The 25,342-nt window shown below is 72.8% G+C and carries 18 protein-coding genes and 1 riboswitch; of the genes, 3 read left to right on the forward strand and 15 right to left on the reverse strand.

The features are described 5' to 3' along the window. Window positions 1-283: 283 nt before the first annotated feature. From IEZ20_RS04205 to IEZ20_RS04245, 9 genes are all read right to left on the reverse strand, one after another. Window positions 284-994, reverse strand: a complete 711-nt coding sequence (locus tag IEZ20_RS04205; RefSeq protein WP_189294733.1) for a transglycosylase family protein — start codon at window positions 992-994, stop codon at window positions 284-286. A 4-nt stretch (window positions 995-998) separates the two neighbouring features. Beyond that, window positions 999-1,174: riboswitch (cyclic di-AMP (ydaO/yuaA leader) on the reverse strand. 183 nt (window positions 1,175-1,357) lie between these two features. After that, window positions 1,358-2,434 carry a LysM peptidoglycan-binding domain-containing protein gene (locus tag IEZ20_RS04210; RefSeq protein WP_189294734.1) on the reverse strand — a complete coding sequence of 359 codons (1,077 nt, stop codon included), beginning with the start codon at window positions 2,432-2,434 and terminating at the stop codon, window positions 1,358-1,360. 168 nt (window positions 2,435-2,602) lie between these two features. After that, window positions 2,603-3,874 carry a cytochrome P450 family protein gene (locus IEZ20_RS04215; protein ID WP_189294735.1) on the reverse strand — a complete coding sequence of 424 codons (1,272 nt, stop codon included), beginning with the start codon at window positions 3,872-3,874 and terminating at the stop codon, window positions 2,603-2,605. Continuing rightward, the gene (locus IEZ20_RS04220; protein WP_189294736.1) at window positions 3,871-6,315 is read right to left on the reverse strand and encodes a tetratricopeptide repeat protein; all 2,445 of its coding nucleotides are present in this window, start codon (window positions 6,313-6,315) and stop codon (window positions 3,871-3,873) included. The genes IEZ20_RS04215 and IEZ20_RS04220 overlap by 4 nt, the downstream gene beginning before the upstream one ends. Window positions 6,316-6,357: 42 nt before the next feature. Further along, window positions 6,358-7,383 carry a nucleoside triphosphate pyrophosphohydrolase gene (locus tag IEZ20_RS04225; RefSeq protein ID WP_268253028.1) on the reverse strand — a complete coding sequence of 342 codons (1,026 nt, stop codon included), beginning with the start codon at window positions 7,381-7,383 and terminating at the stop codon, window positions 6,358-6,360. A gap of 88 nt (window positions 7,384-7,471) precedes the next feature. Then, complete coding sequence (locus IEZ20_RS04230) at window positions 7,472-8,122, reverse strand: SurA N-terminal domain-containing protein (RefSeq protein WP_189295329.1); 651 nt, start codon at window positions 8,120-8,122, stop codon at window positions 7,472-7,474. 138 nt (window positions 8,123-8,260) lie between these two features. Further along, complete coding sequence (locus IEZ20_RS04235) at window positions 8,261-9,775, reverse strand: serine/threonine-protein kinase (protein ID WP_189295331.1); 1,515 nt, start codon at window positions 9,773-9,775, stop codon at window positions 8,261-8,263. A 17-nt stretch (window positions 9,776-9,792) separates the two neighbouring features. Continuing rightward, entirely contained in the window at window positions 9,793-10,437 is a 645-nt protein-coding gene (locus IEZ20_RS04240) for a hypothetical protein (protein ID WP_189294738.1), read from the reverse strand. Between the two features lie 285 nt (window positions 10,438-10,722). Then, on the reverse strand, window positions 10,723-13,155 hold the full coding sequence (locus IEZ20_RS04245) for an N-6 DNA methylase (protein ID WP_189294739.1): 2,433 nt from the start codon (window positions 13,153-13,155) through the stop codon (window positions 10,723-10,725). 189 nt (window positions 13,156-13,344) lie between these two features. Between IEZ20_RS04245 and IEZ20_RS04250 the strand changes: the two genes are divergently transcribed. Together IEZ20_RS04250 and IEZ20_RS04255 are read left to right on the forward strand one after the other, a co-directional pair. Beyond that, on the forward strand, window positions 13,345-14,052 hold the full coding sequence (locus IEZ20_RS04250; protein ID WP_189294740.1) for an Rv1352/Rv1906c domain-containing protein: 708 nt from the start codon (window positions 13,345-13,347) through the stop codon (window positions 14,050-14,052). Between the two features lie 113 nt (window positions 14,053-14,165). After that, the gene (locus tag IEZ20_RS04255; protein WP_189294741.1) at window positions 14,166-14,882 is read left to right on the forward strand and encodes a hypothetical protein; all 717 of its coding nucleotides are present in this window, start codon (window positions 14,166-14,168) and stop codon (window positions 14,880-14,882) included. Window positions 14,883-14,952: 70 nt separating this feature from the next. Here the strand turns inward: IEZ20_RS04255 and IEZ20_RS04260 are convergent, their stop codons facing one another. Both IEZ20_RS04260 and IEZ20_RS04265 read right to left on the reverse strand, forming a co-directional pair. After that, complete coding sequence (locus IEZ20_RS04260) at window positions 14,953-15,696, reverse strand: GNAT family N-acetyltransferase (protein WP_189294742.1); 744 nt, start codon at window positions 15,694-15,696, stop codon at window positions 14,953-14,955. A 60-nt stretch (window positions 15,697-15,756) separates the two neighbouring features. Beyond that, window positions 15,757-16,494 carry an HNH endonuclease family protein gene (locus IEZ20_RS04265; protein WP_189294743.1) on the reverse strand — a complete coding sequence of 246 codons (738 nt, stop codon included), beginning with the start codon at window positions 16,492-16,494 and terminating at the stop codon, window positions 15,757-15,759. 208 nt (window positions 16,495-16,702) lie between these two features. On the opposite strand from IEZ20_RS04265, the gene IEZ20_RS04270 reads away from it, so the two are divergent. Then, entirely contained in the window at window positions 16,703-17,464 is a 762-nt protein-coding gene (locus IEZ20_RS04270) for an SDR family NAD(P)-dependent oxidoreductase (protein WP_189294744.1), read from the forward strand. A 61-nt stretch (window positions 17,465-17,525) separates the two neighbouring features. Here the strand turns inward: IEZ20_RS04270 and IEZ20_RS04275 are convergent, their stop codons facing one another. The 4 genes from IEZ20_RS04275 to IEZ20_RS04290 form a co-directional block, all read right to left on the reverse strand. Beyond that, complete coding sequence (locus IEZ20_RS04275) at window positions 17,526-17,888, reverse strand: MerR family transcriptional regulator (RefSeq protein WP_189294745.1); 363 nt, start codon at window positions 17,886-17,888, stop codon at window positions 17,526-17,528. Between the two features lie 27 nt (window positions 17,889-17,915). Continuing rightward, on the reverse strand, window positions 17,916-21,446 hold the full coding sequence (gene mfd, locus IEZ20_RS04280; RefSeq protein WP_189294746.1) for a transcription-repair coupling factor: 3,531 nt from the start codon (window positions 21,444-21,446) through the stop codon (window positions 17,916-17,918). Window positions 21,447-21,773: 327 nt separating this feature from the next. Continuing rightward, the gene (locus tag IEZ20_RS04285) at window positions 21,774-24,353 is read right to left on the reverse strand and encodes an ABC transporter permease (RefSeq protein ID WP_189294747.1); all 2,580 of its coding nucleotides are present in this window, start codon (window positions 24,351-24,353) and stop codon (window positions 21,774-21,776) included. Continuing rightward, on the reverse strand, window positions 24,350-25,138 hold the full coding sequence (locus IEZ20_RS04290; protein WP_189294748.1) for an ABC transporter ATP-binding protein: 789 nt from the start codon (window positions 25,136-25,138) through the stop codon (window positions 24,350-24,352). The genes IEZ20_RS04285 and IEZ20_RS04290 overlap by 4 nt, the downstream gene beginning before the upstream one ends. Window positions 25,139-25,342 lie beyond the last annotated feature (204 nt).

Consider the following 25,342-nt stretch of genomic DNA (forward strand, 5'->3'; position numbering starts at 1 on the left):
GCTGGATGCCTTACGGCTGTGCCTTGCGACTAGAGCCTAACCGTCCCGGGGGCGTCGGCCACCGACCGACCGCCCCGTGGACATGCCGACGGTACCTTTTGTTCCTGCCCGAAACAAAGGGCTCGGGGCCTCGGGGCAGAAAAAAGCCCCGCCCCGGTGCGTACGGGGGAACACGCACCGGGGCGGGGAGCCCGTGGGGACGGGGGGTGACCCGCACGGGGGCTGGGGGCCCGCAGGGGGCCGGGCCTGAGCGGAGGCCGGCGGCCCGCCTGCCCGCCGCTGCCTACTTCAGGTGCAGCTGCTGGCCCGGGTAGATGAGGTTGGCGTCCTGGACGATGTCCTTGTTCAGCTCGAACAGCTTCTGCCAGCCGCCCTTGACGCCGTGCTTCTGGGCGATGGTGCTCAGGGTGTCGCCCGCGACGACCTTGTACTCGCCGTCACCCTTCTTGACCTTCTTGCCGGTCGGGGTGGTGACGGTCTTGTCCGCCTTGTCCGCCGACGGGGCCGTCCGCGTGGTGGAGCGGGTGGTGGACTGCTGGTCGGTGGAGCGGGTGGTGGTGCCGCCCGAGCCGGCGGTGCTGCCGGAGGTCGAGGGGGCGCTCGGGGCGGAGCCGTTGTAGGGGGTGCCGGACAGGCCCGTGCCGCAGACCGGCCAGGCGCCCTTGCCCTGCGCGGCGAGAACCTTCTCGGCGACCGAGATCTGCTGCGACTTGGAGGCCTTGTCGGCGGTGGCGGCGTACTGCGTGCCGCCGTACGCGGCCCAGGTGGAGGCGGAGAACTGCAGACCGCCGTAGTAGCCGTTGCCGGTGTTGATGGACCAGTTGCCGCCGGACTCGCACTGGGCGACCTTGTCCCACTCGGCGGTGGTGGCGGCGGAGGCGTTGCCTGCCGCCATCAGCGGGGCGGCGACGGCGGCACCGGTGACACCGGCGAGCGTGATGGCGCGGACGGCCTTGGACGGACGACGGTGCTTGCCCTTGCCGGTAAACAGCATGGATCGATCCCCTCACCGACGCCTGCGAGGTGAGCTGTCGGGTTCGGGCCGGTTGAGTTGCCCGGCCGCGCTCCCGCTTGCGCGGAAGTCGCGGCTTCACCCCCAGCCGGTTCCAGCCTCAACTGCTGGTCCCGGCACCTACCTTGGGTCCCCCGCTCCTGCCTACGGCGCTTGACGCGACGACTGTTCCCGGGTGGCCGCTGGCAGGATTCGGCGTTGCGGCCGCCGGGGCTCGTGGTGACGAGCGGCCTCGACCGTAGACACGCGCCGCGCGGAATTTCAAAGACGATCAGGGCTTCTGAGACTCATCCCACACTTTCGCCAAACCGGACATTACGGCGCCAAATGGGGCGTCAACTCCGGCTAGTTCGCGTCCGTTTCACCCACGACGTCCAGGGTCTGACCGGCACTGATGTGGTTCGGGTCGGACCCGATGGCCTTCTTGTTGCCCGCGTAGAGCGCGTGCCACCCGCCGTCGACGTCAAGGGAGTCGGCGATGGAGGCGAGGGTGTCGCCCTGGCGGACGGTGTACGTGTCCGTTTCGCGGGATGCGTGCCGGCCCGAAGCGGTGGAGTCCTGACCGTTTGTCACGTTTTCGTCCGCGCTCGCCCCGCGGTGGCGTCCGCCGCCGAGCGCACCGGTGTCGACCAGGCTCCAGGAACCGGCGGCCCGCTGCGGGTCGTTCTCGATGCCCGCCTCCGGGGTGGCCGTGGCGGAGCCGCCGCCGGACCCCTGGGAGCCACCGGTGTCCGGCGAGGCGGAATTGTCGGGCTTGGGGGCCTTGGTCCCCGTGGAGCCGGTGTCCGCGCCGGCATGCTTGCCCGGCTTGCCGCTCGGCGCGGCCGGATCCGCGGAGGAACCGGTGTGGGAGCCGGAGTTGGCGTCGGATCCGGTACCGGTGGAGGACGGCGAATCCGGCGAACCGGATGTGCCGGAGCCGTCGGAGGAACCCGACGTACCGGAGGTACCGGAGCCGTCGGACTTCCCGGCCGATCCGGACGACCCACCCGAACCGCTCTGGCCGCCGGAGCCGCCGACACCCGTGTCGACGTCCACGGAGCCCGAGTCGGTGGTCAGGCCGGACAGCAGGGCGCAGGTGGCCCACGGGGTGGTGCCCTTGTCGGCGAGGATCTTCTCGGCGACGGCGATCTGCTGGTTGCGGCTGGCCTGGTCGGGGCTGGCCGCGTACTGCCCGCCGCCGTACGTGTTCCAGTCCTCCTGGGAGATCTGGAGGCCGCCGTAGTAGCCGTTGCCGGTGTCCGCGCTCCAGGAGCCGCCGCTCTCGCACTCGGCCACCTTGTCCCACGTGCCGCCGTCGGCCGCGCTGGCGCTCGCCGCGCCGAGGAGCGGGATGGCGATGGCGGAGCCGGTCACTCCGGCCGCGACGAGAAGTGCCGGGGCCTGGCGGGGGCGACGGTGTCGGCCGTTCCCGGAGAGCATGCAGAAGCCTTTCGAGCGACAGCAGGGCCGGCGCGGCGGATGGAGCCGGTCGCCGCGCTGATGGGTGAACGTATAGGCAGACGATCACTTGTCACAAGTTCATGCCGCACAGATCACGTGAAGATCACAAAGTTGAACGCCTGTCATCTTCCCCGGGAGGGCCGGTGTTCAGGCCGTGGGCGTGAACTCGACGGGCAGGGAGCGCAGGCCGCGCATGATGAGTCCGCCGCGCCAGCGCAGCTCGGCCGGATCGGCGGCCAGACGCAGGTCGGGCAGGCGGGTGAGCAGGGTGGCGAGGGCGGCCTGGCCCTCCAGGCGGGCGAGCGGCGCGCCCAGGCAGTAGTGGATGCCGTGGCCGTAGCCGAGGTGCTGGTTGTCGCGGCGGCCGAGGTCCAGCACGTCCGGGTCGGCGAACCGCTCCGGGTCCCGGTCGGCGGCGGCGAGGACGACGAGCACCGGGTCGCCCGGCGCGATGTCCTGCCCGCCGATGGTGAGCGGCTCGGTGGCGAACCGCCAGGTGGCCAGCTCCACCGGGCCGTCGTAGCGCAGGAGTTCCTCGACCCCCGTCTCCAGCAGGTCCCGTTCGCCCCGGGCCAGGCCGGCCTGGAGCCGCGCGCGCTGGTCGGGGTGGGTGAGCAGGGCGTAGGTGCCGTTGCCGATGAGGTTGACGGTCGTCTCGAAGCCGGCGAAGAGCAGGATGAAGGCCATGGCGGCGGCCTCGTTCTCGGTGAGGTGCTCGCCGTGGTCGGAGGCGCGGATGAGGCCGGAGATCAGGTCCTCGCCGGGCGTGGGCGCGGCGGGCAGCGCCTCGCGCTTCTTGTGGATCAGCTCGGCGAGATAGCCGCGCATCTTCTTCACCGACCGGGCGACCCCGCCCCGGGGGCCTCCGCCGTGCCGGATCATCATGCCCGCCCAGTCCCGGAAGTCGTCCTGGTCCTCCCGCGGGACGCCGAGCAGGTCGCAGATGGCGTAGATGGGCAGCGGGAAGGCGAACTCGTGGATGAGGTCGGCGGAACCCGTCTTGGCGAACTGGTCGATGAGGTGGTCGGTCAGCTCCTGCACCCGGGGGGCGAACTCGGCGACCCGGCGCGGGGTGAACGCCTTGCTGACGAGCCTCCGGAGCCGGGTGTGGTCCGGCGGGTCGATGTTCAGCAGGTGCGTCATCAGCTCGGCCTTGCGCTCGCCCGGGATGCCCGTCTTGCCCTTGGCGTGCGCGGGCTCGTCGTGATGCGCCGGGTTCTTGCTCAGCCGCTGGTCGGCCAGGGCCTGCCGGGCATCGGCGTACCGGGTGACCAGCCAGGCCTCGACCCCGCTCGGCAACCGCGTCCGGTGCACGGGGGCGTGCTCGCGCAGCCAGGCGTACGCCGGGTAGGGGTCGGTGGCGAACTCCCAGGTGAAAAGGGCGGGCGTCGGCTGGTCGGGGCAGTGCTGCTCGGTCACTCCTCGACGGTATCCGGCCCGCCGGCGGGTGGGGCGGGGGGTGGGGGCGGCAGCGTGGCGGGCAGGCCCTTCGGGACGACGGCGGCCTCGCGCAGCCACGCGTCGGCTTCCGCGTGCTTCCCCTGCTTGAACAGCAGGAAGGCGAGGTGCTGGGCGGCGTACGTGGCTCCGCGCTCATGTCCCGTGCGGTACCACGACTCGGCCTCCTCGTACCGGCCGAGGGACTCCAGGACGACGCCCAGGTTGCCGGCCCCCGCCGCGTCTCCGCCCTCCGCCGCCTGCCGGTACAGACTCTCCAGCTCGGCGGCGTCGCCCGCCTTCGTGGTGTGGAGGTGGAACCCGAGGTCGTTCGCGGCGCGCGCGTCACCCCAGGCGGCCGCGTAGCGCAGCCACTCCTCCGCCTCCGGGTTGTTCCAGCTCGCCAGGAGGGAGCCCAGGCTCCCCGCGACCTCGCGGTGTCCCGCGGCCGCGGCCCGGCGGTACCAGCGCAGCGCCTCCTCCTCACTCCCCGGCCCGACCAGCATGTCGCCCAGCTCGTGCGCCGCCGCGCCGTCGCCCGCCTCGGCGGCCTGCCGCAGCCAGTGCTCGGCGCGAGTGCGGTGGTACCGGCCCAGCTGCCGTGCCGCCCAGGCGAATCCGGCCTGCGCCGCCGCCGTCAGGTACGGCAGCGCCTCCTCCTCGTCCCCCCGCTCCACCAGCAGCAGCGCCAGCACGGAGGCGGCCTTCGCGTGCCCCCCGTCGGCCGCACGGCGCAGCAGGGCCTCGCTCTCCTCACCCTCCGTGTGCAGCGCGAGGTTGAACGCCACCCCCACGTCGCCCGCCTCGATGCGCGGGCTCAGGGCCGTACGAGCCGCGCCGAGAATCGCGCCGTGGTCCAGCCGTGCCCCGGCCCCCGACCGGCTCTCGGCCGTGTCCAGCAGCGTCCACCACACGCGGTCCGGCACCGGCTCCAGGTCCCCCCGCCCCAGCGCCTCGGCGACCAGCGCCCCGTACGCCCGCCAGGTGCCGTCCTCCGCGCCCTCCACGAGCAGCCCCGAGACACCGAACATGGGCGCCGTCGCCCAGGCGAACGCCTGCTCGTACGCCTCCCTCGCCGCCGCCTCCGCGTACTCCTGCCCGTACCGCTTCTGCACCTTCCTCAGCAGCGACGCCGGCACCGCGCTCTCGATCCCGCACTGGGCGACGTCGACCGCCGCCCGGACCAGTAACCGCCCCAGCGGGTGGTCCTGCCGGGTCCCCGGCCGCCGCCACTCGTCGAACAGCAGGTGCCCGACCGCGAAGTACGACCCCACCCCCTCCCTGCCGCTCCACATGTACGCCGGGTACGCCCGCGGGTCGTCGCGCGCCGACAGCCGTGCCAGCTCGGCCTCGCTCCACTCCCGGCGCAGCTCCACCGTGCGGGCCGCGGCGACGACCCGGTCGCCGGGGGCGGTCCCGGCGCGCCGCCGGTAGTACTCGGCGGGGCGCATCGTGGCGAGCACGACGGCGCCGAGGTCGTTGAGCCGCCCGAGCAGCGGCAGGTCCAGCCGGCCCGGGCCGAGGTGCCGGGTCAGCTCGTCCAGCCAGACCACGTGTCCGCCGGGGCTGCTCCGCAGCGCGGCCACCAGGGGGCGCAGGTCCTCCCCGGGGTCCGGTGCGTACACACGGTGGCCCTTCAGGGAGCGCACGGCGTGCCAGGCGGTGTACGAGGTGCCCGCGTACGGTTCGCCGAGGATCAGCACCAGACCGGGGCGGGCCAGCAGGGCGCGCAGCTCCTCGTCGCGGTCGCGCGGCACGTACGGCGGCACGTCGGGCAGCCCCGGCACCGGCCGTGTCGGCCACACCCCGAACTCCAGCGGCCCCACGCCGTCGGCGGGCCGCCACTCCGCCGGCACCGGGGCCGTGCCGTAGTGGTGGTGCTGTACACCCACCGTGGGCCCGTGGAAGGTGCCGTCGCGGAAGTCGACGTGGTCGCCGGCGCGGTGGGGGGCGGCGCCTGGCCGACCGGGTGAATGCCCCTGAGCCGCGTGCTCCTGGGGTTCCTGCTCCTGAGGCGGCCGCTCTTCGGATGCGTGTTCTTCGGGTACGGGCTTCTCGGGTGCCTCCTCCTCGGTCTCGTCGGTCTCGTCGGTCTCCGCTGTCGCCTCGGGTACTTCGGGTACTTCGGTCTTTTCCGTTCCGGGCGTTCCGGGGGTGGTGCGGGTCGGCGGGAGCGCTGTGCCGGGGGCCGTGGCGAGCTCCAGCAACTCGTCGAACTCGTCGGGGTGTCTGTCGCGCAGCAGCTCCAGGGACAGGAGCTGGAGCTGGATCGTGAGCGGGTCGTCGTCCGAGCGGGTCCAGGCCTGTGCGGCATGGGCCATGCCCGCCCGCTCCAGTGTCTTCTCGAGCCGCAGCGCCACGGCCGGTGAGCGGCGGACCGCACCCAGCAGCGCGCGCCTCAGCTCCTCTAATTCAGCTGTCACGCCGGCCCCCACGCCTCGCACCCGCCCGTCGGGGCAACGGTACTAAGCGGACAGGCCCTCAGCAGCCCGTATCGCGTCCCGGTACGCCCGTGCCGCCGCTCGCAGGGCCGCCTCCGGGTCCACGCCGGCCGCCTCGGCGCGGACCGCCAGCGCCAGCAGGTCGTACCCGATGCCCTCGCCCTCGGGCAGGGGGACCGCCAGGCCCGCCGTGCGGGTGCGGGAGGCGAGCTTGGCCGCGAGGGCCAGGCCGGGCTGGCCGAGCGGGACGCCCTCCGTGACCGAGGTGCGCTGCTTCTCCTCGGCCTTGGTGCGCAGCCAGTGCTCCTTGACGTCCTCCGGTGTCTCGGCCTCCTCGTCGCCGAAGACGTGCGGGTGCCGGTGGATGAGCTTGGCGACGATGCCGCCGGCGACGTCGTCGACGGAGAAGGGCGCGTCCGGGTCCTCCTCGGCGATCCGGGAGTGGAAGACGACCTGGAGGAGGACGTCGCCCAGCTCTTCGCGCAGCTCCGCGCGGTCGCCGGCCTCGATCGCCTCGACCAGTTCATAGGCCTCCTCGATGCCGTACTTCGCCAGGCCCTCGTGGGTCTGCCGGGAGGACCACGGGCACTCGGCGCGGATACGGTCCATGACCTGCACGAGGTCCAGCAGGCGGGCGCCCGGCAGGTCGTAGGAGGCGGGGAGCAGCTCCAGCTCCGGCATGGCGACGCGGCCGGAGCCGGCCAGCCGGGCGAGGCCGTCGGTGAGCGCCGGCTCGCCCTCGCCCGTCGCCACGACCACCACCGTGCGCCCGCCGGCACAGGCGTCGACCAGCTCCTGCGCGGTGGGGGACGCCTCCGCCACCGCTATCCCGGCCTCGCGCAGATACGGCAGCTGCGGATGGGCGCCGTCCGCGCACAGCACGGCGTCGGCGGTGCGCAGGGCCTGCCAGGCGGGCCAGGACAGCAGGCCGGGGGCGACGCGGTGGCTGGTGGTGAGCAGGACGATGCGGCCGGGGGCGGCTTCCTCGTGGGCGTCGGCGCGGGGCTCCGGGCGGCCTTCGGCGCGGGGTTCGGGGCTGGTTTCGTTCACGATCCGAACGTAACCCACGGCGCGAGGGAGCGGATCTCGTTGTCCACAGGGCCGAGAGATCCTGTGATCACGTGATCGTATGACCGGCTTACGCCGACACCGGCTGCCCGCCCGCCGTCGTGACCTCCCGCACCCACGGCGTCTCGGCGTCCACCCGGCTGCTCTTCTGCACGTCCCAGGTGCCGTAGCGCGGGTTGAGGTCGACGTGGAGCTCCTCGGACGCCTTGGACAGGGCCTTCCAGAAGGCGGGCCGGCTGGTGTCGGTGCCGAGCTTCTCGGCGAGCTTCTGCGCCTCCAGTTGCAGGCGCAGGTTGTCGTCGAGGCGGCCGGGGGCGATGCCGTACTTCTGCAGCCAGGCCGTCTCCAGGCCCTTGCTGCCGCCGGCCTGCCGCTCCAGGTCCGCGCGCATCTGCTGGATCTCCTTGCGGGTGACCGTGATGCGCTGGTCCTGAGCGGCACGGTGCAGCACCCGGTCGAGCACCATGTTGTGCAGGGTGTCGCGGGTGAGGCTGCTGGTGGAGGAGACGACCTGCTGGTACTGCGTCTCGTCCGGCACCACGGCCCGCTGGGCCCGGCGTACCTCCTTGACCCGGTTCTCCAGCTGGGCGACGGTGATCCGCTGCCCGCCGACGACGGCCGCGGCGCCCGGATGCGCATCGCTTCCGCAGGCGGTCAGCAGGGGTGCCGCGGCGGCGATCGCGGCGGTGAGGACGAGCGCGGTGCGACGGCGGCGGTGCAAGGAGACCTCCAAGGGGAGATTGTGCGACGGTGCACAAAGTCTTGCGGTGATCGATGGTAGGCAGTGGGCAGGCCGTGGCCAACCCATTCGACCAACGATTCGCGCGCCCTTCGGGCACCGCCGACCGCTCCGCCCGCGCTATCCGCGCACCTGCCCCAGCCACTGCAGGGTCCGCCGGACCTCGACGGCCAGCGGATGGCCGGGGCCGTGCAGCCGCTCGACGTCCATGACCAGCCGCGCGAGGGTGTCGTGGGCGGCCGACCGGTCGCCGAGGGCCAGCAGCAGGTGGCCGATGCGGCGGCGGACGTCATGGGCGAGCTGCGGGTCCCCGGAGACGTACTGGTTCTCGTAGTACGGCAGCAGCGCGCGGTACTCGGCGAGCGCCGCCGCCGGTTCGCCCAGCTGCTCCAGGCACTGCGCGGCCTCGTAGCGGTAGCGCAGTGACTGCGGGTCGGCCTGGCCGGCCTCGGCGGCGCGTTCGTCGGCGAGGCGGCGCAGTTCCGGCAGCGCGCGCCGGTACTGGCCGTCGTCCATGAGCGTGGCCGCGTACTGCTTGCGCAGCGTGCGCACCACCGGGGAGTGCTCGCCGTGCTGCTCGGCGGCGGCCGGCAGGATCGCGCCCAGGATGTCGACGGCCTGCGTGATACGGCCCTCCCCCAGCAGGCGCTTGACCTCGTCCACGGCGGCGGCGACATCGGGCTTCTCGGCCACCGGCGGCGCGGGCGCCACCGGGGCGGGCTGGGGCGCCGGGGTCCGCGCGCGGTCCGGCCAGGGGGCGTGCGGACGCAGGAAGGGGCGCGTGGGGTCCAGGGGCGCCCCGGTGGGCGTCCCGCGCGCGGGCAGGAGCAGCGCCAGGTCCTCGTACACCTCCTGCGCGGACGCCGGCCGGTGCTGCGGGTCCTTGGCGAGCAGCCGCAGCACCAGGGACTCCAGCGCCTCCGGCACCTCCGGGCGGATCCGGCGCACGGGAAGCGGGGGCTCGTACAGATGCCGGTGCAGCACCCCGAGCGCCGTGGAGCCCGCGAACGGCACCTCGCCGCTGAGGAGTTCGTGCAGCAGCACGCCGAGCGCGTACAGGTCGGTGTACGGGCCGACCGCGCCGCCCATCGCCTGCTCCGGCGCCATGTAGGCGGGCGAGCCGATCGGGGAGCCGGTGTGGGTCAGGCGCGTGGTGTCGGTGTCCATCACGGAGGCCACGCCCAGGTCGAGGACGGTGACCGTGCCGTCCTGCTTCACCATCACGTTGCGCGGCTTCAGGTCGCGGTGCACGATCGGCACGGCGTGCACCGCGCTCAGCACGGCGCACAGTTGCGCGGCCACCGCGACCGCCCACGGCCACGGGTACGGGTCGTGCTCGGCGAGGTGGTCGGAGAGGTCGGCGCCGTCGACGTACTGCATGACGAGGAACAGTTCCTCGCCCTCGCTGCCCGCGTCGTGCACCGTCACCAGGCCGGGGTGGTCCACCTGCGCGGTCACCCGGCACTCGCGGACGAACCGGCGGCGCAGTTCGTCCGCCTCCTGGCCCGCCACCTTGTCCGGGCGCAGCAGCTTCACCGCCACGCGCCGGTCGAGCCTGCGGTCGTACGCCGTCCAGACCTGGCCCATGCCGCCCTGCCCGATGAGCGTGGACAGTTCGTAACGGCCGGCGATCATGCGGCCCGTCGTCACCGTCACCGTCCGCCCTCATGGCCGTCCTGCTTGCGCAGGTAGTCGCTCAGCTCGTCCAGCTCGGCCCGCACCTGGTCGATCCGGGCGGGCGCGGGACGCTGGAGCGGCGGGGTGGCCGGCGGTGGCTGGGGCACGGGGGTGTGCGACACCGGGGGCGGCGGGGTGTGCGGGGCGGTCGGAGTGTGCGGGGCGGTCGGGGCTGTCGTCGTCGGCAGGGTCGGGACGGTGGTCGCGGCGTACGGGGCCGCGGGTATCGGGTAGCCGTACGCCGGGGTCTGCGCCCCCTGGGCCGCGTACGCCTGCTGCTGCAGCAGGAAGTGCCGGATGTCCGCCGCGAGGTAGTAGGCGATGGCGGCCACGAGCGTGCCCAGCAGGAGCAGGATGCCCACGTAGCCGCCGGTGGTGTGGATCTCGTCGCCGGGCTCCATCGCCACCAGGGTGAAGCTCAGGACGTCGGCGGCGAGCACCGCCACGAACAGCCCCCAGTCCAGCGACCGGCGGGTGACGGCGGCCAGCCGCAGCAGCATCGCCCAGGCCAGGAAGCCGATGGTGAGGATGCCGAGCGCCACGAACAGCACGCGCAGGCAGACCAGCCACGCGGTGTGCGGCGGCTGCTTCACCGGCTGTCCGTAGCCGTGGCCTTGCATGGCTGCTCCCGATCCTGAAAGTGGGCGTGCCTGCCCGCCGGCATGGTCCGCGGGGCGGACGACGCCGGTCGCGCGATGTCGCTTCGAGCATATGGCCCGGCAAGGACAAGCGGTCCGGGTTGTACCGAACCGTTGTCCGGTGACCGGCACGGAGCCTGCACGGAGCCGGCGCGGAGCTGGCGCGGTGGGACGAGCAGGGGCCAGTGGATCAGGCGCCAGTGGGATCGGTCGCCGGGAGGATCAGTTGCCGGGGGCAGTCGCCGGTGGGCAGTCGCCGGGGGGGGATCAGGCAGGTACGACCGTGCCGTCCGTCAGGCCGTCGTACATCCCGCGTACGAGTTGCTCCCCCAGCCGGCTCGCGTGCCGGAGCGCCCGCTCGAACTCGTCCAGCGCGCGGAACCGTGCGCCGTAGCGCCGCTGTTCCTCCAGCGGGAGCCGGGGCAGTTGCAGCCGGCGCACGTCCAGGCGGGTCGCCGTGGAGGCATAGCTGCTGGCCTGCCGGTTGTTGGCGGTCCCGCGCAGGAACCCGGCGAGGAACCACGGGTCGAGCGCCGTGGCATCGGGGCGCAGCAGCACCAGGTTGCGCCCCAGGGCGGCGCCCTGCGTCGTCCCGTCGATCACCCGCGCCACCGAGCCCCCGCCGAGCACGGGTACGACGACATCGCCCGGTTCGGTCAGCACGGCCTCCTCCTCGCTCTCCGGGAGCGTGCCCGAGGGCGCGGTCCCGGCGAGGACGTCGTGGTCGGTGAGGACCGGCACGCGCGCGTGGCCGCCGTTCCCGCCGGTGCGCATCACCAGCGCGCCGCCGCGCGCGAGTTCGCCCACCGTGGTGAGCGGCCAGCGCGCGGGCGGTGCGGGGGTGGCCGGGGGCGGGGTCAGCTCGGCGGTCAGGCGCAGGGTCGCACCGAGCCGTTCGCGCACCTGCGTGAGCTGCTCCGCGCCGTCGGCGACCGCGGCCGGCGGCAGATGGCGGGCGGGAGCGAGGTCCACGTCGTCGTCGAGGAGTTCGATGACCGGCACCGAACGGGCGAGCCCCGGCCGCTCCGCGAGCCGCCCCGCGCGCGTGAAGGCGCGCCAGGCGTCCGTCACGGCCTCCCGCACCGCCTCCCAGTCCGGCCCGCCGCGCCCCTCGCCGGCGAACTGCCCGGAGTCCACGAGCAGCACCTCGGGCGTCGCCGGTGTCCGGTCGGGCCGGCGCAGCACCCACAGGTGCAGCGGGATGTTGTACGGCGGTGCCGCGCCGACCGGCAGCGCGACGACGGCCCGCAGCGCGCCCCGGCGCAGCAGGTCGGCGCGGATCCGGCGCCCGGAACGGCGGGAGGCGGCGGCCGGCGGCATGAGCAGCACCGCGGTGCCGCCGTCGGTCAGCCGGGCCAGCGCGTGCTGCACCCAGGCCAGCTCGGACTCGGTGCGTGCCGGGAAGCCGTACTCCCAGCGCGGGTCGTAGGCGAGCTCGTCGTGACCCCAGTTGCGCTCGTTGAACGGCGGATGGCACAGGACGACGTCGGCGTGCAGCCCGGGGTGCGCGTCGGCGCGCAGGGTGTCACCGGCGGCGCCGTGCACGGTGGCCCGGCTGTGCAGCGCGAGCCGCAGCGTGCTGAGCGCGGCGAGTTCGGGGGCGCTGTCCTGGGCGTACAGCTCCTGCCCGGGGCGGGGGTCGACGGCGCGCAGCAGGGCGCCGGTGCCGCAGGCGGGGTCCAGGGCGGTACGGGCCGGTCCGGCGAGGTCGGCCATGAGACCGGCGAGTTCGGCCGGGGTGAGCGTGTACTGGCGGGGGTTGGCGTCGAGGTGCCGGCCCAGCAGGAACTCGAACGTCTGTCGGGCCCCCATCTCGGCGGCCAGCTCGGCGGCACCGCGGAGGAGGGGGGCGGAGGGGAGGAGTTGGGGGCCGGTGGGGGTACGGAGGGCGGGGGCCGGGGCCGCCGTAGCCGGCGGGGCTGCTGTGAGTTCCGGGGCCGCCATGGCAGAGAGGGCTGCCGCGGCTGGCGGGGCTGGTGTGACCGGAGGGGTTGTCGTGGCCGACGTGACCAACGGGGCTGTCATGGCAGCCGTGACTGTCGTGGCTGCCATGGCTGCCGTGGCTGCCATGGCTGCCGTGGCTGCCGTGGCGGCCGTGGCGGCCGTGGCGGCCGTGGCCGCAGGCTCCTCCACCTTGGCCGTGCTGTGAACAGCCGGTGCCGGGTTCACAGGCGGGAGGGTGCGTGACGGGTTCACAAGCCGTTGGGCCGGTGCCGAGTTCACAGGCGGAGGCGTGACAGAGGCATTCACACCACCCGCGCCGACCGCGGCGTTCACACCGCCGTCACCGTCCACAGAGTTCACACCGCCGAACCGCGGCGCCAGCACCTCCTCCAGCACCCCCGGCAGCAGCGCGGCCAGCCGTGCGTCCGAGCCCGCGCTCGCGTCGAGCCAGACGGTGGGCCGCTCGTGGATCAGCAGCAGCACACAACCGGCGTGCACCAGGGCCGTGAGCGGGCCCTCCGGGTGGCCGGCGAGCTGTTGCCAGACGCGTTCACGCAGCGGGACCTCGGCGAGCTTGCCCTGCTTGCGCAGCCAGGCCTCGACCTCGGCGAGCGCGAAGGAGGGGCTGGTCTCGGTACCGCCGACCGGCTTCGGGAAGTCGGCGTGCCGGCGGCGCCAGTTGCTGACGGCGGCGCGGCCCACTCCGGCGAGCCGCGCGATACCGGCTGCGGTCACCTCTGTCGCGTTGTCCTGCACCGGCCCTGCTCCCCTCGTCCCGTGTGTGCGCCGAGCATACCGGCGTACACAAGATCTACCGATTCACGAGCGTGTACTGGCACCAATCCGTGAACCGTGTTGACTCGGTTCACAAGCTCTGCTCTTATTGACCCAGCGAACGAGCGGCCGCCGAGGGGGAGGCCGCAACACTCAGGGGAGGGGTTCGCCATGGGTATGAAGGCCAAGGTCGCGTTCGGCGCCGTCGTGGGGATCGTCGTCATCGGCGCGGTGTCCGCGAACGCCGGCGACGACGGCAAGGACGGTGGTGCGAGAGGCGGCGACAAGGGCTCCTCGACGTCGGCCGACCACAAGTCGGGCGGCCTGAAGGGCTCGGGCGGCACGAAGGGCTCGGGCAGCACGAAGGCGGCCGAGGAGAAGAAGGCCGCCCTCGGGGGCGACGGCGAGTACCAGGTCGGCTCCGACGTGAAGCCGGGGACGTACCGCACGACCGGCAACACCGACGACATGTGCTACTGGGAGCGCGCCAAGGACGCCTCCGGCGAACTGGACTCCATGCTCGCCAACGACAACGTCAGCGGCACGAGTTACGTGACCGTCAAGCCCACCGACAAGCTGTTCAAGTCCAGCGGCTGCAAGGACTGGGAGGCCGTCGACCCCAAGGCGAAGGGCACGCCCGGCTCCTCGATGGACGGCGACGGCGGCATGTACAAGGTCGGCACGGACATCGCGCCGGGCACCTACAGGTCGACCGGGAACACCGACGACTCCTGCTACTGGGAGCGTACGAAGGACGCCGACCACGGTCTGGACTCGATCATCGCCAACAACAACGTCAGCGGTACGGCCGTCGTCACGATCAGCCCGTCGGACGCCTACTTCAAGACGAACGACTGCGGCGACTGGAAGAAGGCCTGACGCCCATCACCCGGCAGGGGCCCGCCGTCCCTGCCGCCCGCCGAACACACACCCCCCGTTCCACCCCCCACACCCCGTTTTCAACCCCCGCTCATCATCTCTGAAGGACTGTCATGCGTCTCTCGTCCCGTGCCGCAACGCTGCTCGCCGTCGCGGTGCTCCCTCTGGCCCTGTCCGCGTGTTCCTCGGACTCGTCCTCCGGCACCGGTGCGAGCGCCCAGCCGGCCAAGGCGAAGAACCCGAACGCCGGCCTGTTGACCGGTACGCAGCTGAAGAAGGCGCTGGCGCCCTCGTCGGCCTTCCCGGCCGGGTTCACCCTGGAGGCCGACGGCGCCTCGGACAGCGGCGGCAAGTTCCTCGCCCCGTCCAGCCGGAAGACCGCGAAGCCGGACTGCACCCGGCTGGAGGGCACGTCCTGGATCCAGGTGACGGGCTTCGAGGGAGGCGTGGCCTTCGCGCAGGACGACTACGTCAACCAGGACAAGACCGAGGAAGTGGCCCAGGAGGTCGACGCGTTCCAGGGCACCACGGCGAAGACGGTGATGAAGCAGATGCAGTCCGTCGCCGCCGAGTGCGCCACCTTCACGGACACGGACACGCACGCCAAGGTGAAGGTGAAGGGCGCGTCCACGTCCGGGTTCGGCGACGAGGCGTACACGATGACGCTGACGAGCGGCGCCTGGGAGACCGGTACCACGCTCATCGCGGCCCGCTCCGGCAACCACGTGGTCACCGTGCTGTCCACCGCGGGCGGTGACGACGGCGCCGCGGCCGCGAAGAAGGTGACGACCCGGATCCTGGGCTCGCTGAAGGGCAAGTCCGCCGCGTGACCCGCGCGGGCCGCGGCGGTCCGCCCGACCACACATGACCTGGACCCCGGGCCCCGCCCCGGGGTTCAGGTCACAGCGGGTGCCGCATCCACACGTTGGGCTCGATATAGACGGCGTGCCCGTGCTCCGCGTCGCAGCGGACCGGGACCAGCGCGCCGGGCACCTCGACATCACCCGTCGTGTCGAAGGGCAGCCCGGTCCATCGGCGCCAGTCCTCCAGCGGGCCGCTCACGGTCATGGAGACCGGGGCGATGGAGTCGATGGTGGCGCCGGCCCGGGCGTGGACGCGCAGCCACGGGTCCTCGGGCAGTCCGTCGGGGCGGACCCGGTGGGCGTACTCGGTGATGGGGGTGCGCGGTTCGCGGTGCTTGGCGTTCGGGCGCACGGGGGCGACGACCTCGCGGAAGCCGCGGGCGCGGGCGTTGTCGCGCATCGCCGAGAGCATGAGGGCCGACAGGCCGTGGCCCTGGGCGTCCGGAGCGATGGTGACCGAGATGGCGCTCACGGTGTCCGGGCGGGTGCCGCGGCGCAGGTCGGCGAAGGCCCAGGCGAGGACCTGGTCCCAGCCCCGGGCGGGCAGGGCGCGCCGGCCCTCGACGTCGAGGGCGAACGGCACGCTGTAGGCGTGGGCGACGACCCGGCCGTCCTCGTCCTCGGCGAACAGGGCGTACTCCGGGAGTTCGGTGGGGATGCGGCCGTAGTGGGTGGCGCCCACGAGGTCCTGGGTGACGAACTCCGGCCAGGTATCGGTCATGCCGAGCACCGCCGGCAGCCGGTCGGGCCGCTCGGCGAGGCTGCTCACCTTGATGTCCATGCCGGTCACGGTAGGCGGTGCCCGTCCGGGGAGACAGTGATTTACCCGGCGCCGGACGGGTCAGCGGGCCCGGAAGCGCTCGGGTGCCTTCGTCGGGGTGCCGCCGGTGGGGAGCTTCTGGCCGGGGCAGGAGGACAGGACCTTCTTCATGGCGGCCTGTTCGGCGGCGGTGACCCACAGGCCGTACTTCTTCTTGACGGCGACCTGGGCGGCGACGTAGGCGCACCGGTAGGCCTTGTGGGGCGGGAGCCAGGTGGCCGCGTCGCCGTCTCCCTTGCCGCGGTTGGTGCTCGCGTCGACGGCGAGGAGGTTGAGGGGGTCGTTGGCCAGCGCTATGCGCTTGCCGGGGTCCCAGTACTTGGCGCCCTTCTGCCAGGCGTCGGACAGGGCGACGACGTGGTCGATGTCGACCTTGCTGCGGCCCCGCCGGTAGGTGATCTCCTTGCCCGAGTAGGGGTCGGGATCCAGCAGGCCGTAGGAGACCTTGCAGCTGCCGCCGGTGAACCGTACGTCCTTCAGGTCGCGCTTGAGGATGTCGTCGCGGGTGTCGCAGGAGTTGGAGTCGGTGTCCGCCCAGGCGGTGCCGAACCGTGCACGGGAGTAACCGGTCTTCGGCGCGCGTCCCTTGACGGTCAGTGAGCCGGCGGCGGCCAGGGCGGCGCCTGTGCCGCCGGTCTCCCCGGGGCCGTTCGCGCCCCCGGTCGCTCCCCCGGTCCGCTCGGCCGTACAGCCGGTCACGGCGACCAGCACGGCCAGGGCGGTGACCGCGGTGGCCGCTCCGCCCCTCGCACGCGTCACGCTTCGTCCCCTCGCACGCGTCACGGTTCGTCCCCTCGCTCGCCTGCCCGCCCCCCGGTACGGGGCGGATCGTTCCGCTCCCCCACGGTAACCGCCCTCCGCCGCACAGCAGATGGGGCACAGTGGGGCAAGTCGGGCTCCGTGTCGGGTTTTTGCCGGCCGCCCGGCTTGACCCTGTCACTGGCGTCAGGGTCCGACGATCGACGGCATGAGCGAGAACAGCAACGCCCGAACCCCCCGTACCGTCCTCGTGACCGGCGCCGGCACCGGTATCGGCCGTGCCACCGCCCGCGCCTTCGCCGCCGAGGGCGCCCGGGTCGTCGCCGTCGGCCGCCGGGCCGCGCCGCTGGCCGAGACGGCCGAGGGGCACCCCGGCATCACGCCGCTGTCCGCCGACCTCACCGCCGAGGACGGGCCCCGGGCCGTCGTACGGGCCGCACGGGAGCGGTACGGCCGGATCGACGTGCTCGTCAACAACGCGGCCGTCGTCACCACCGACTCCCTGCGCACCTACACCCGCGCGTCGGTACAGCCGCTGCTGGAGACCAATCTCCTCGCGCCCGTGCTGCTCACCCAGGCCGCGCTGCCCGCGCTGGAGGAGAGCCGGGGCGTGGTGGTGAACGTGACGACCTCGGTCGGCCAGCGGGGCTGGCCCGGGAACTCCCTGTACGCGGCGGGCAAGGCGGCCCTGGAGGTGCTGACCCGCAGCTGGGCGGTGGAACTGGCACCGCGGGGCGTCCGGGTGGTCGCCGTGGCCCCGGGCGCGATCGAGACGCCGATCGCCGACCACGCCGGCTACACCCCCGAGCGGCGGGCCGCCATCCGCAAGTGGCAGCTGGACCACACCCCGCTCGGCCGGATCGGCCGGCCCGAGGAGGTGGCCTGGGCCATCACCCGTCTCGCCGCGCCGCAGGCGTCGTTCGTGACGGGGGTGGTGCTGCCCGTGGACGGCGGTGCGGTCGTCGCCTGACCCCGGCCCCGTCCGATCGCCCCCCGCCCCGGCCTGCTCCGTACCGTTCGGTCGGCTCGGTTCAGTCGGCCCCGTCGCCCGCCGCCCGCAGCGCCGACGCCAGGCGGTCGCGCAGCGCCGTCTGGGCCGCGATGCGGGCGTCGAGCACGGCCAGCCGCTCCCGGGCGACCTGGAGTGCCCTGGGGGAGACGGGTCCCGCGGTGGCGTCGGCGCCGTCCAGGCAGGGCAGGAAGGCCCGTACATCGTCCAGGGTGAGGCCCGCCTCCAGCAGCCGGCGGATGTTGCGGACGCGCACCGCCGTACCGGAGTCGTACGCGCGGTATCCGTTGGCCGCGCGCACGGACGTGATCAGGCCCTGCTGCTCGTAGTGGCGCAGGGCGCGCGGTGTCGTCCCGGTCGCCTCGGCCAGCTCACCGATCCGCACCCGCGCCCCGCCCCCGTACAGCGCCCCTCACCCCAGGATCGAGGTGAGGAACTCGCCGACCCAGGCCAGCAGTTCGCGGCCGACCAGCGGCTTGCCGCCGACCTTCGCGGTCTTCGGGCGCGGGACCAGCACCTGGTGGGCGGCGGGCTTGATGACCGTGCCCGGGTAGAGCCGCTTGAGGCGCAGCTCCTGCGATTCGCGCAACTCCACCGGCGCGAAGCGGATGTTGGTGCCCTGCAGGACGATCTCGCCGACACCGCACGCCCGCGCGAGCATCCGCAGCCCGGCCACCAGCAGCAGGTTCTCCACCGGCTCGGGCAGCTTGCCGTAGCGGTCGGTGAGTTCCTCGCGGACGGCCTTGATGTCCTCCTCGGAGTTGGCCGAGGCGATCGAGCGGTACGCCTGGAGGCGCAGCCGCTCGCCAGGGGCGTAGTCGTGCGGGACGTGCGCGTCGACCGGCAGCTCGATCTTGACCTCGAGCGGAGCCTCCTCCTCGACCTCACCGGTCTCCAGCTGCCGCCGGTAGTCCGCGACGGCCTCGCCGACCATGCGGACGTACAGGTCGAAGCCGACGCCGGCGATGTGCCCGGACTGCTCGCCGCCGAGCAGGTTGCCGGCGCCGCGGATCTCCAGGTCCTTCATCGCGACGTACATGCCGGCGCCCATCTCGGTGTGCTGGGCGATGGTCGCCAGGCGTTCGTGCGCGGTCTCCGTCAGCGGCTTCTCCGGCGGGTACAGGAAGTACGCGTACCCGCGCTCGCGGCCCCGGCCGACCCGGCCGCGCAGCTGGTGCAGCTGGGAGAGGCCGAAGGTGTCGCCGCGCTCCACGATCAGCGTGTTGGCGTTGGAGATGTCGATGCCGGACTCCACGATCGTGGTCGACACCAGCACGTCGAACTTCTTCTCCCAGAAGTCGACCACGACCTGTTCCAGCGCCGACTCCGACATCTGGCCGTGGGCCGTCGCGATGCGCGCCTCGGGGACGATGTCGCGGAGCCTGGCCGCGGCGCGGTCGATGGACTCGACGCGGTTGTGGATGTAGAAGACCTGGCCCTCGCGGAGCAGTTCACGGCGGATGGCGGCGCCGATCTGCCTCTCCTCGTAGGGCCCGACGAAGGTGAGCACCGGGTGGCGCTCCTCCGGGGGCGTGGTGATCGTGGACATCTCACGGATGCCGGTGACCGCCATCTCCAGGGTGCGCGGGATGGGGGTGGCCGACATGGTCAGTACGTCCACGTTGGCGCGGAGCTTCTTCAGCTGCTCCTTGTGCTCGACGCCGAAGCGCTGCTCCTCGTCGACGATGACCAGGCCCAGGTCCTTGAACTTGGTCTCGGAGGAGAACAGGCGGTGGGTGCCGATGACGACGTCCACCGAGCCCTCCTTCAGACCCTCCAGGACGGCCTTGGCCTCGGTGTCGGTCTGGAAGCGGGAGAGCGCCCGCACGTTCACCGGGAACTGCCCGTACCGCTCGGAGAACGTGCCGAAGTGCTGCTGCACCAGCAGGGTCGTGGGGACGAGGACGGCCACCTGCTTGCCGTCCTGTACGGCCTTGAAGGCGGCCCGCACGGCGATCTCGGTCTTGCCGTAGCCGACGTCGCCGCAGATCAGGCGGTCCATGGGGACCGACTTCTCCATGTCCTCCTTGACCTCGGCGATGGTGGTGAGCTGGTCGGGGGTCTCCGCGTAGGGGAAGGCGTCCTCCAGCTCGCGCTGCCAGGGCGTGTCGGCGCCGAAGGCGTGGCCGGGGGCGGCCATGCGCGCGCTGTACAGCTTGATCAGGTCGGCGGCGATCTCCTTGACGGCCTTCTTCGCGCGGGCCTTGGTCTTCGTCCAGTCGGCGCCGCCGAGGCGGTGCAGGGTGGGGGCCTCGCCGCCGACGTACTTGGTGATCTGCTCCAGCTGATCGGTCGGGATGTAGAGGCGGTCGCCGGGCTGGCCGCGCTTGGCGGGCGCGTACTCCACGACGAGGTACTCGCGGGTGGCGCCCTGGACGGTGCGCTGCACCATCTCGATGTAGCGGCCGACGCCGTGCTGTTCGTGGACGATGTAGTCGCCCGGCTCCAGGGTGAGCGGATCGATGGTCTTGCGGCGGCGGGCCGGCATCCGGGCGCCGTCGCGGGTGGCGGTGCGCTGCCCGGACAGGTCGGTCTCGGTGAGCACGGCGAGTCTGAGCGCCGGGTCCACGAAGCCGTACTCGATCGAGCCGCAGGAGACGTGCACCACGGAGGGGCTCAGCTCGCCGAGGTCGGCGTCCATGCGGGCGGCGATGCCCTCCCCGCCGAGCACCTCGACCGTGCGGGCGGCCGGGCCGTGGCCCTCGGTGACGAACACCGCGCGCCAGCCGTCGGCGAGCCAGCCCTTGGTGTCGGCGAGGGCCCGCGCGGTGTCGCCCCGGTAGGTCTCGGGGGCGTGCATGCCGAGCTTGAGGGTGTCCGCCTCCAGTTCGAGATCGGCCGCGAACGGGGACACCGACCACCACATCATGTCCAGCTCGCGGGCGCGGTCGCGGACGTCGGCGATGGACCACAGGGAGGCCGCGCCGACGTCGATCGGGGCCTCGCCGCCGCCGGCGGTGGCCGCCCAGGACGCCTGGAGGAACTCCTGGCTGGTGGCGACGAGGTCGGCGGCGCGGGTGCGGACCCGCTCCGGGTCGCAGACGACGGCCATCGCGCCCTTGGGCAGCACGTCGAGCAGCAGCTCCATGTCGTCCACCAGGACCGGGGCGAGGGACTCCATGCCCTCGACCGCGATGCCCTCGGCGATCTTGTTCAGGAGCTCGCCCAGCTCCGGGTGCTCCTCGGCGAGGGCACGCGCGCGGGCCCGGACGTCGTCCGTCAGCAGCAGCTCGCGGCACGGCGGCGCCCACAGGCCGTGCTCGGCGACCTCCAGGGAGCGCTGGTCGGCGACCTTGAAGTAACGGATCTCCTCGACGTCGTCGCCCCAGAACTCGATGCGCAGGGGGTGTTCCTCGGTGGGCGGGAAGACGTCCAGGATGCCGCCGCGCACGGCGAACTCGCCGCGCTTCTCGACCAGCTCCACGCGCGCGTAGGCGGCGGCCGCGAGGGCTTCCACCACGGTGTTCAGATCGGCGGTCTGTCCGGTCCTGAGGGATACCGGTACCAGGTCGCCGAGGCCCTTGACCTGCGGCTGGAGCACGGAGCGCACGGGCGCCACGACCACGGAGACCGGGCCGGTCCCGGGGTCGTCAGCGCTGGGGTGGGCGAGGCGGCGCAGGACGGCGAGGCGGCGGCCGACGGTGTCGCTGCGGGGGCTGAGCCGCTCGTGCGGGAGGGTCTCCCAGGAGGGGTACTCCACCACGCCCTGCTCGGGCAGCAGGGAGCGCAGGGCGGCAGCCAGGTCCTCGGCCTCGCGGCCGGTCGCGGTGACCGCCAGCACCGGGCGGCCGGCCCCGCGGGCGAGGGCGGCGATCACGAAGGGGCGGGCGGCCGGGGGGCCGACGAGGTCGATGTGCGGGCGGTTGCCGTCCGCCGCCGCCTGAATCGCTTCCGCGAGGGCGGGGTCCTTGACTACGGCGTCGAGCAGACCGTGCAGGCTCATGGAGGGGCTTTCCGTCCAGGGGGTCGGCAACACGAAGGACCCGACTCGACTGACGGGCCGGGGCTGTCCAGCGTACGACGGTGCGGGCCGCGGCGCGGAAGGCTGTGGACAACGGCTGTGGACGACCCCGGACCACCCACGCGCGGAAACCCGGTGCCGGGAGGCCCTCCAGGGCTTCCCGGCACCGGGTCCTCCCCCGCAACCCCCGTGTGCGGTGGCCGTCGGACCGGCCCGCGCGGCTGGGCCGCTGGTCCGGTAGTCCGTCGCGCGGCTGGGCCGCTAGGGGCCCCGCCCGGATCAGGTCCGGGCTGATCCAAACGAAACCCCCTAGTCCGTCGCGATCGCGTTCAGGACGTTCATCCGGCCCGCCCGGAACGCCGGGACCAGCGCGGCGAACAGACCCACGAAGGCGGAGCCCACGAAGACGGCGGTGATCGTCGGCCAGGGGATCTCCAGGACGGTCAGGCCCTCCAGGGCGAGGAGCTTCTGGGCGGTGGCGCCCCAGCCCATGCCGAGACCGAGACCGAGCAGCGCGCCGAAGACGGCGATCACCACGGACTCCAGGCGGATCATGCGGCGCAGCTGGCGGCGGGAGAGGCCGATGGCCCGCATGAGGCCGATCTCCCGGGTCCGCTCGACCACCGACAGGGCGAGGGTGTTCACGACACCCAGGACCGCGACGATGATCGCGAGGGCGAGCAGGCCGTAGATCATGTTCAGCAGCTGGCCGATCTGGTCCTTCAGGGCCTGCTTGTAGTCGGTCTGGTCGCGCACGGTGTACTGCGGGTACTCGTGCAGGGCCGACTTCAGCGCCGTGTAGGCGGTCTTCTCCTGGCCGTCCTTCGCCGTGACGAAGAGCAGGTCGTCCAGCGGCATGTCGGCGGCGGGGATGTACTTGGCGGCCGTGGCGATGGACGCGTACATCGCGCCCTTGTCGATGACGGCCTCGTCGCTGGTGATCGCACGGACGGTGAGCTTCGCCGTGCGGCCGTCCCTGAAGTGGACGGCGACCGTGGAGCCGAGCTTGATGCCGTGGTCCTTGGCGAAGCCCTCGAAGACGGACATCGAGTCGGGCCGGTAGGCGTCGGCGAGAGTGCCCGCGACGGTCTCGGTGCGCACGTCCCGCGCGTACGTCGGGTCGGCCGCGTTGATCGTCTCGTTCCGGGTGGTGCGGCCGTCCGGCGTGGTCAGGGAGGCGTCCAGGAGCTTGTACTCGGTGACCCGGGCGAGGCCCGGGGTGTCCTTGACGGTGTCGACCGCCTGCCGGGTGATGATCTGGCCGTTGTCCTCCTGGACGATGAAGTCCGCGCCGACGGTCTTGTCCAGCTGGTCGGTGGCGGAGGCCACCATGGAGGAGCCGACCACCGACAGGCAGGCCACCAGGGCGAGGCCGATCATCAGGGCGGCGCCGGTGGCGCCGGTGCGGCGGGGGTTGCGCAGCGCGTTGCGCTCGGCCATGCGGCCCACGGGTCCGAAGATCCGCAGGAGGAGCGCGCCGAGGATCCGGACCAGTCCGGCGGCGAGCAGCGGGCCGACGACGACGAAGCCGACGAGCGTGGCCACCACGCCCAGGCCCAGCCAGCCCGAGCCGGCCTTGGCCTCGTCTGCGGTGGCGGCGACGTACAGGCTCCAGCCGCCGGCGGCGGTCAGGAGCAGTCCGATCACGGCCCGGACGGCACCGGCCCTGGCGTCTGCGGGGGTGCCCGCGTCGCGCAGGGCGGCCATCGGGGAGACCTTGCCGGCGCGCCGGGCGGGCAGGTAGGCGGCGAGGACGGTGACGACGATCCCGAGGAGCAGGCCGGTCGCGGGAGTGGTCCAGGCGACGGTGAGGTCGTCGGTGGACAGGTTCATGCCGATCAGGCCCATGAGTTTCATCAGGCCGACCGCGATGCCGACGCCCGCGCCGACGCCGAGCACCGAGCCGAGCACACCGAGCAGCAGTGCCTCGACCAGCACGGACCGGTTGACCTGCTTGCGGGAGGAGCCGATGGCACGCAGCAGGCCGATCTCGCGGGTGCGCTGGGCGACCAGCATGGAGAAGGTGTTGATGATCAGGAAGATGCCGACGAGGAGGGCGATCCCGGCGAAGCCGAGCATCGCGTACTTCATGACGTTCAGGGAGTCCTGGACCTCCTTCTGGTTGGCGTCGGCGACCTCCTTGGCGGTCTGCACCCGGTAGTCGTGGCCCAGGACGGCGGTGACGTTCTTCTTCAGCTGGTCGTCGGTCACGCCCTTGGCGGCCATGACGTTGACGTCGGTGTAGACGCCGGTGCGGCCGACGAGGGTCTGCTGGGCGGTCTTCGTGTCCAGGTAGAAGATGGCCGCGCCGGGGTTGGTGACCTTGAAGGCGGCGATGCCGGACACGCGCGCGTGGTGCGTGCCGACGACCGTGATGACACCGATCTCGTCGCCGATCCTCAGGCCGTGCTTGTCGGCGGTGTCGGCGTCGATCATCACCTGGCCCGGACCCTTGGGTGCCGTACCGGAGGTGATCTCCATGGTGCGGGCGTCGTTGCCGTTCCAGTTGCCGACGATGGTGGGCGCGCCGCTGCTGGGCGACAGCTTGTCCTTGTCGGCGTCGACGACGGTCACCGAGGTGGAGAACACCGTGCCCTCGGCCGACCTGACGCCCTGGGCCCTGCGGATCTCACCGACGACGGAGGCGGGCAGCACGGGCGGTCTGCCGGTGCGGGAGGTGGTCTCCCCGGTGTCGGAGGAGCTCTTGGCGCTGACCTGGACGTCCGAGGAGGTGGCCTGGAAGAGCTGGTCGAAGGTGGTGTTCATGGTGTCGGTGAACACGAGCGTGCCGCACACGAACGCCACCGACAGCAGGACCGCGATCGCCGACAGCGCCATGCGGCCCTTGTGCGCGACGAAGTTGCGCATCGAGGTCTTCAGGACGGTCATGCCGTACGCCCCCGGGCGTCGAAGTCCTTCATGCGGTCCAGGACCTGGTCGGCCGTCGGGTTGTACATCTCGTCGACGATCCGGCCGTCGGCGAGGTAGAGCACGCGGTCGGCGTAGGAGGCGGCCACCGGGTCGTGGGTGACCATGACGATGGTCTGGCCGAGTTCGTCCACCGAGCGGCGCAGGAAGCCGAGCACCTCGGCGCCCGCGCGCGAGTCGAGGTTTCCGGTCGGCTCGTCCCCGAAGATGATCTCCGGGCGGGCGGCGAGGGCGCGGGCCACGGCGACGCGCTGCTGCTGGCCGCCGGAGAGCTGGGTGGGGCGGTGCTTGAGGCGCCCGGCGAGCCCGACGGTCTCCACGACCCGGTCCAGCCAGGCCCGGTCGGGCTTGCGGCCGGCGATGTCCATGGGGAGCGTGATGTTCTCGAGCGCGTTCAGGGTGGGCAGCAGGTTGAACGCCTGGAAGATGAAGCCGATCCGGTCCCGGCGCAGCTGGGTGAGCTTCTTGTCCTTCAGGCCGGTGATCTCGGTGTCGTCCAGGTGGATCTGACCGCTGGTCACCGTGTCCAGGCCGGCGAGGCAGTGCATCAGGGTGGACTTGCCGGACCCGGAGGGGCCCATGATCGCGGTGAACTGGCCCCGGGCGATGTCCACGTCGACGTGGTCCAGGGCGACGACCCGGGTCTCGCCGGATCCGTACGCCTTCACGACCTGCCGCGCCCGCGCGGCAACGGCCGTAGGCCCTCCAGTGCCCCCGTGCCTGGGAATGGTCACAGCCGATGTCACGGTATGTCTCCTATGTCGGTTTACAGCTCGGTGAGGGTTGCCCCGGCCCGCCGGGACGTCGTCTCGGGTACGCCGATGAGTCTCGCGGCCGGCGAGGGTGTCGCGCGCTGGTGCGAAGCCCCGTCTTTCCGGGGGGAAAACCCCACCACCGCCGGTGCGGTCCGCCGCCCCCCAGCGGCGTGAAGCCAGGTTAAGGACGGACCC

Source organism: Streptomyces cinerochromogenes (assembly GCF_014648635.1).
Taxonomy (GTDB): Bacteria; Actinomycetota; Actinomycetes; order Streptomycetales; family Streptomycetaceae; genus Streptomyces; species Streptomyces cinerochromogenes.

What these genes read in the sequence shown, in the direction of transcription:
- mfd (WP_189294746.1), bottom strand. Translation starts at nt 21,446, where the DNA reads ATGAGCCTGCACGGTCTGCTCGACGCCGTAGTCAAGGACCCCGCCCTC.
- IEZ20_RS04210 (WP_189294734.1), bottom strand. Translation starts at nt 2,434, where the DNA reads ATGCTCTCCGGGAACGGCCGACACCGTCGCCCCCGCCAGGCCCCGGCA.
- IEZ20_RS04240 (WP_189294738.1), bottom strand. Translation starts at nt 10,437, where the DNA reads ATGCAAGGCCACGGCTACGGACAGCCGGTGAAGCAGCCGCCGCACACC.
- IEZ20_RS04260 (WP_189294742.1), bottom strand. Translation starts at nt 15,696, where the DNA reads ATGGACATCAAGGTGAGCAGCCTCGCCGAGCGGCCCGACCGGCTGCCG.
- IEZ20_RS04255 (WP_189294741.1), top strand. Translation starts at nt 14,166, where the DNA reads ATGCGTCTCTCGTCCCGTGCCGCAACGCTGCTCGCCGTCGCGGTGCTC.
- IEZ20_RS04235 (WP_189295331.1), bottom strand. Translation starts at nt 9,775, where the DNA reads ATGATCGCCGGCCGTTACGAACTGTCCACGCTCATCGGGCAGGGCGGC.
- IEZ20_RS04270 (WP_189294744.1), top strand. Translation starts at nt 16,703, where the DNA reads ATGAGCGAGAACAGCAACGCCCGAACCCCCCGTACCGTCCTCGTGACC.
- IEZ20_RS04285 (WP_189294747.1), bottom strand. Translation starts at nt 24,353, where the DNA reads ATGACCGTCCTGAAGACCTCGATGCGCAACTTCGTCGCGCACAAGGGC.
- IEZ20_RS04250 (WP_189294740.1), top strand. Translation starts at nt 13,345, where the DNA reads ATGGGTATGAAGGCCAAGGTCGCGTTCGGCGCCGTCGTGGGGATCGTC.
- IEZ20_RS04205 (WP_189294733.1), bottom strand. Translation starts at nt 994, where the DNA reads ATGCTGTTTACCGGCAAGGGCAAGCACCGTCGTCCGTCCAAGGCCGTC.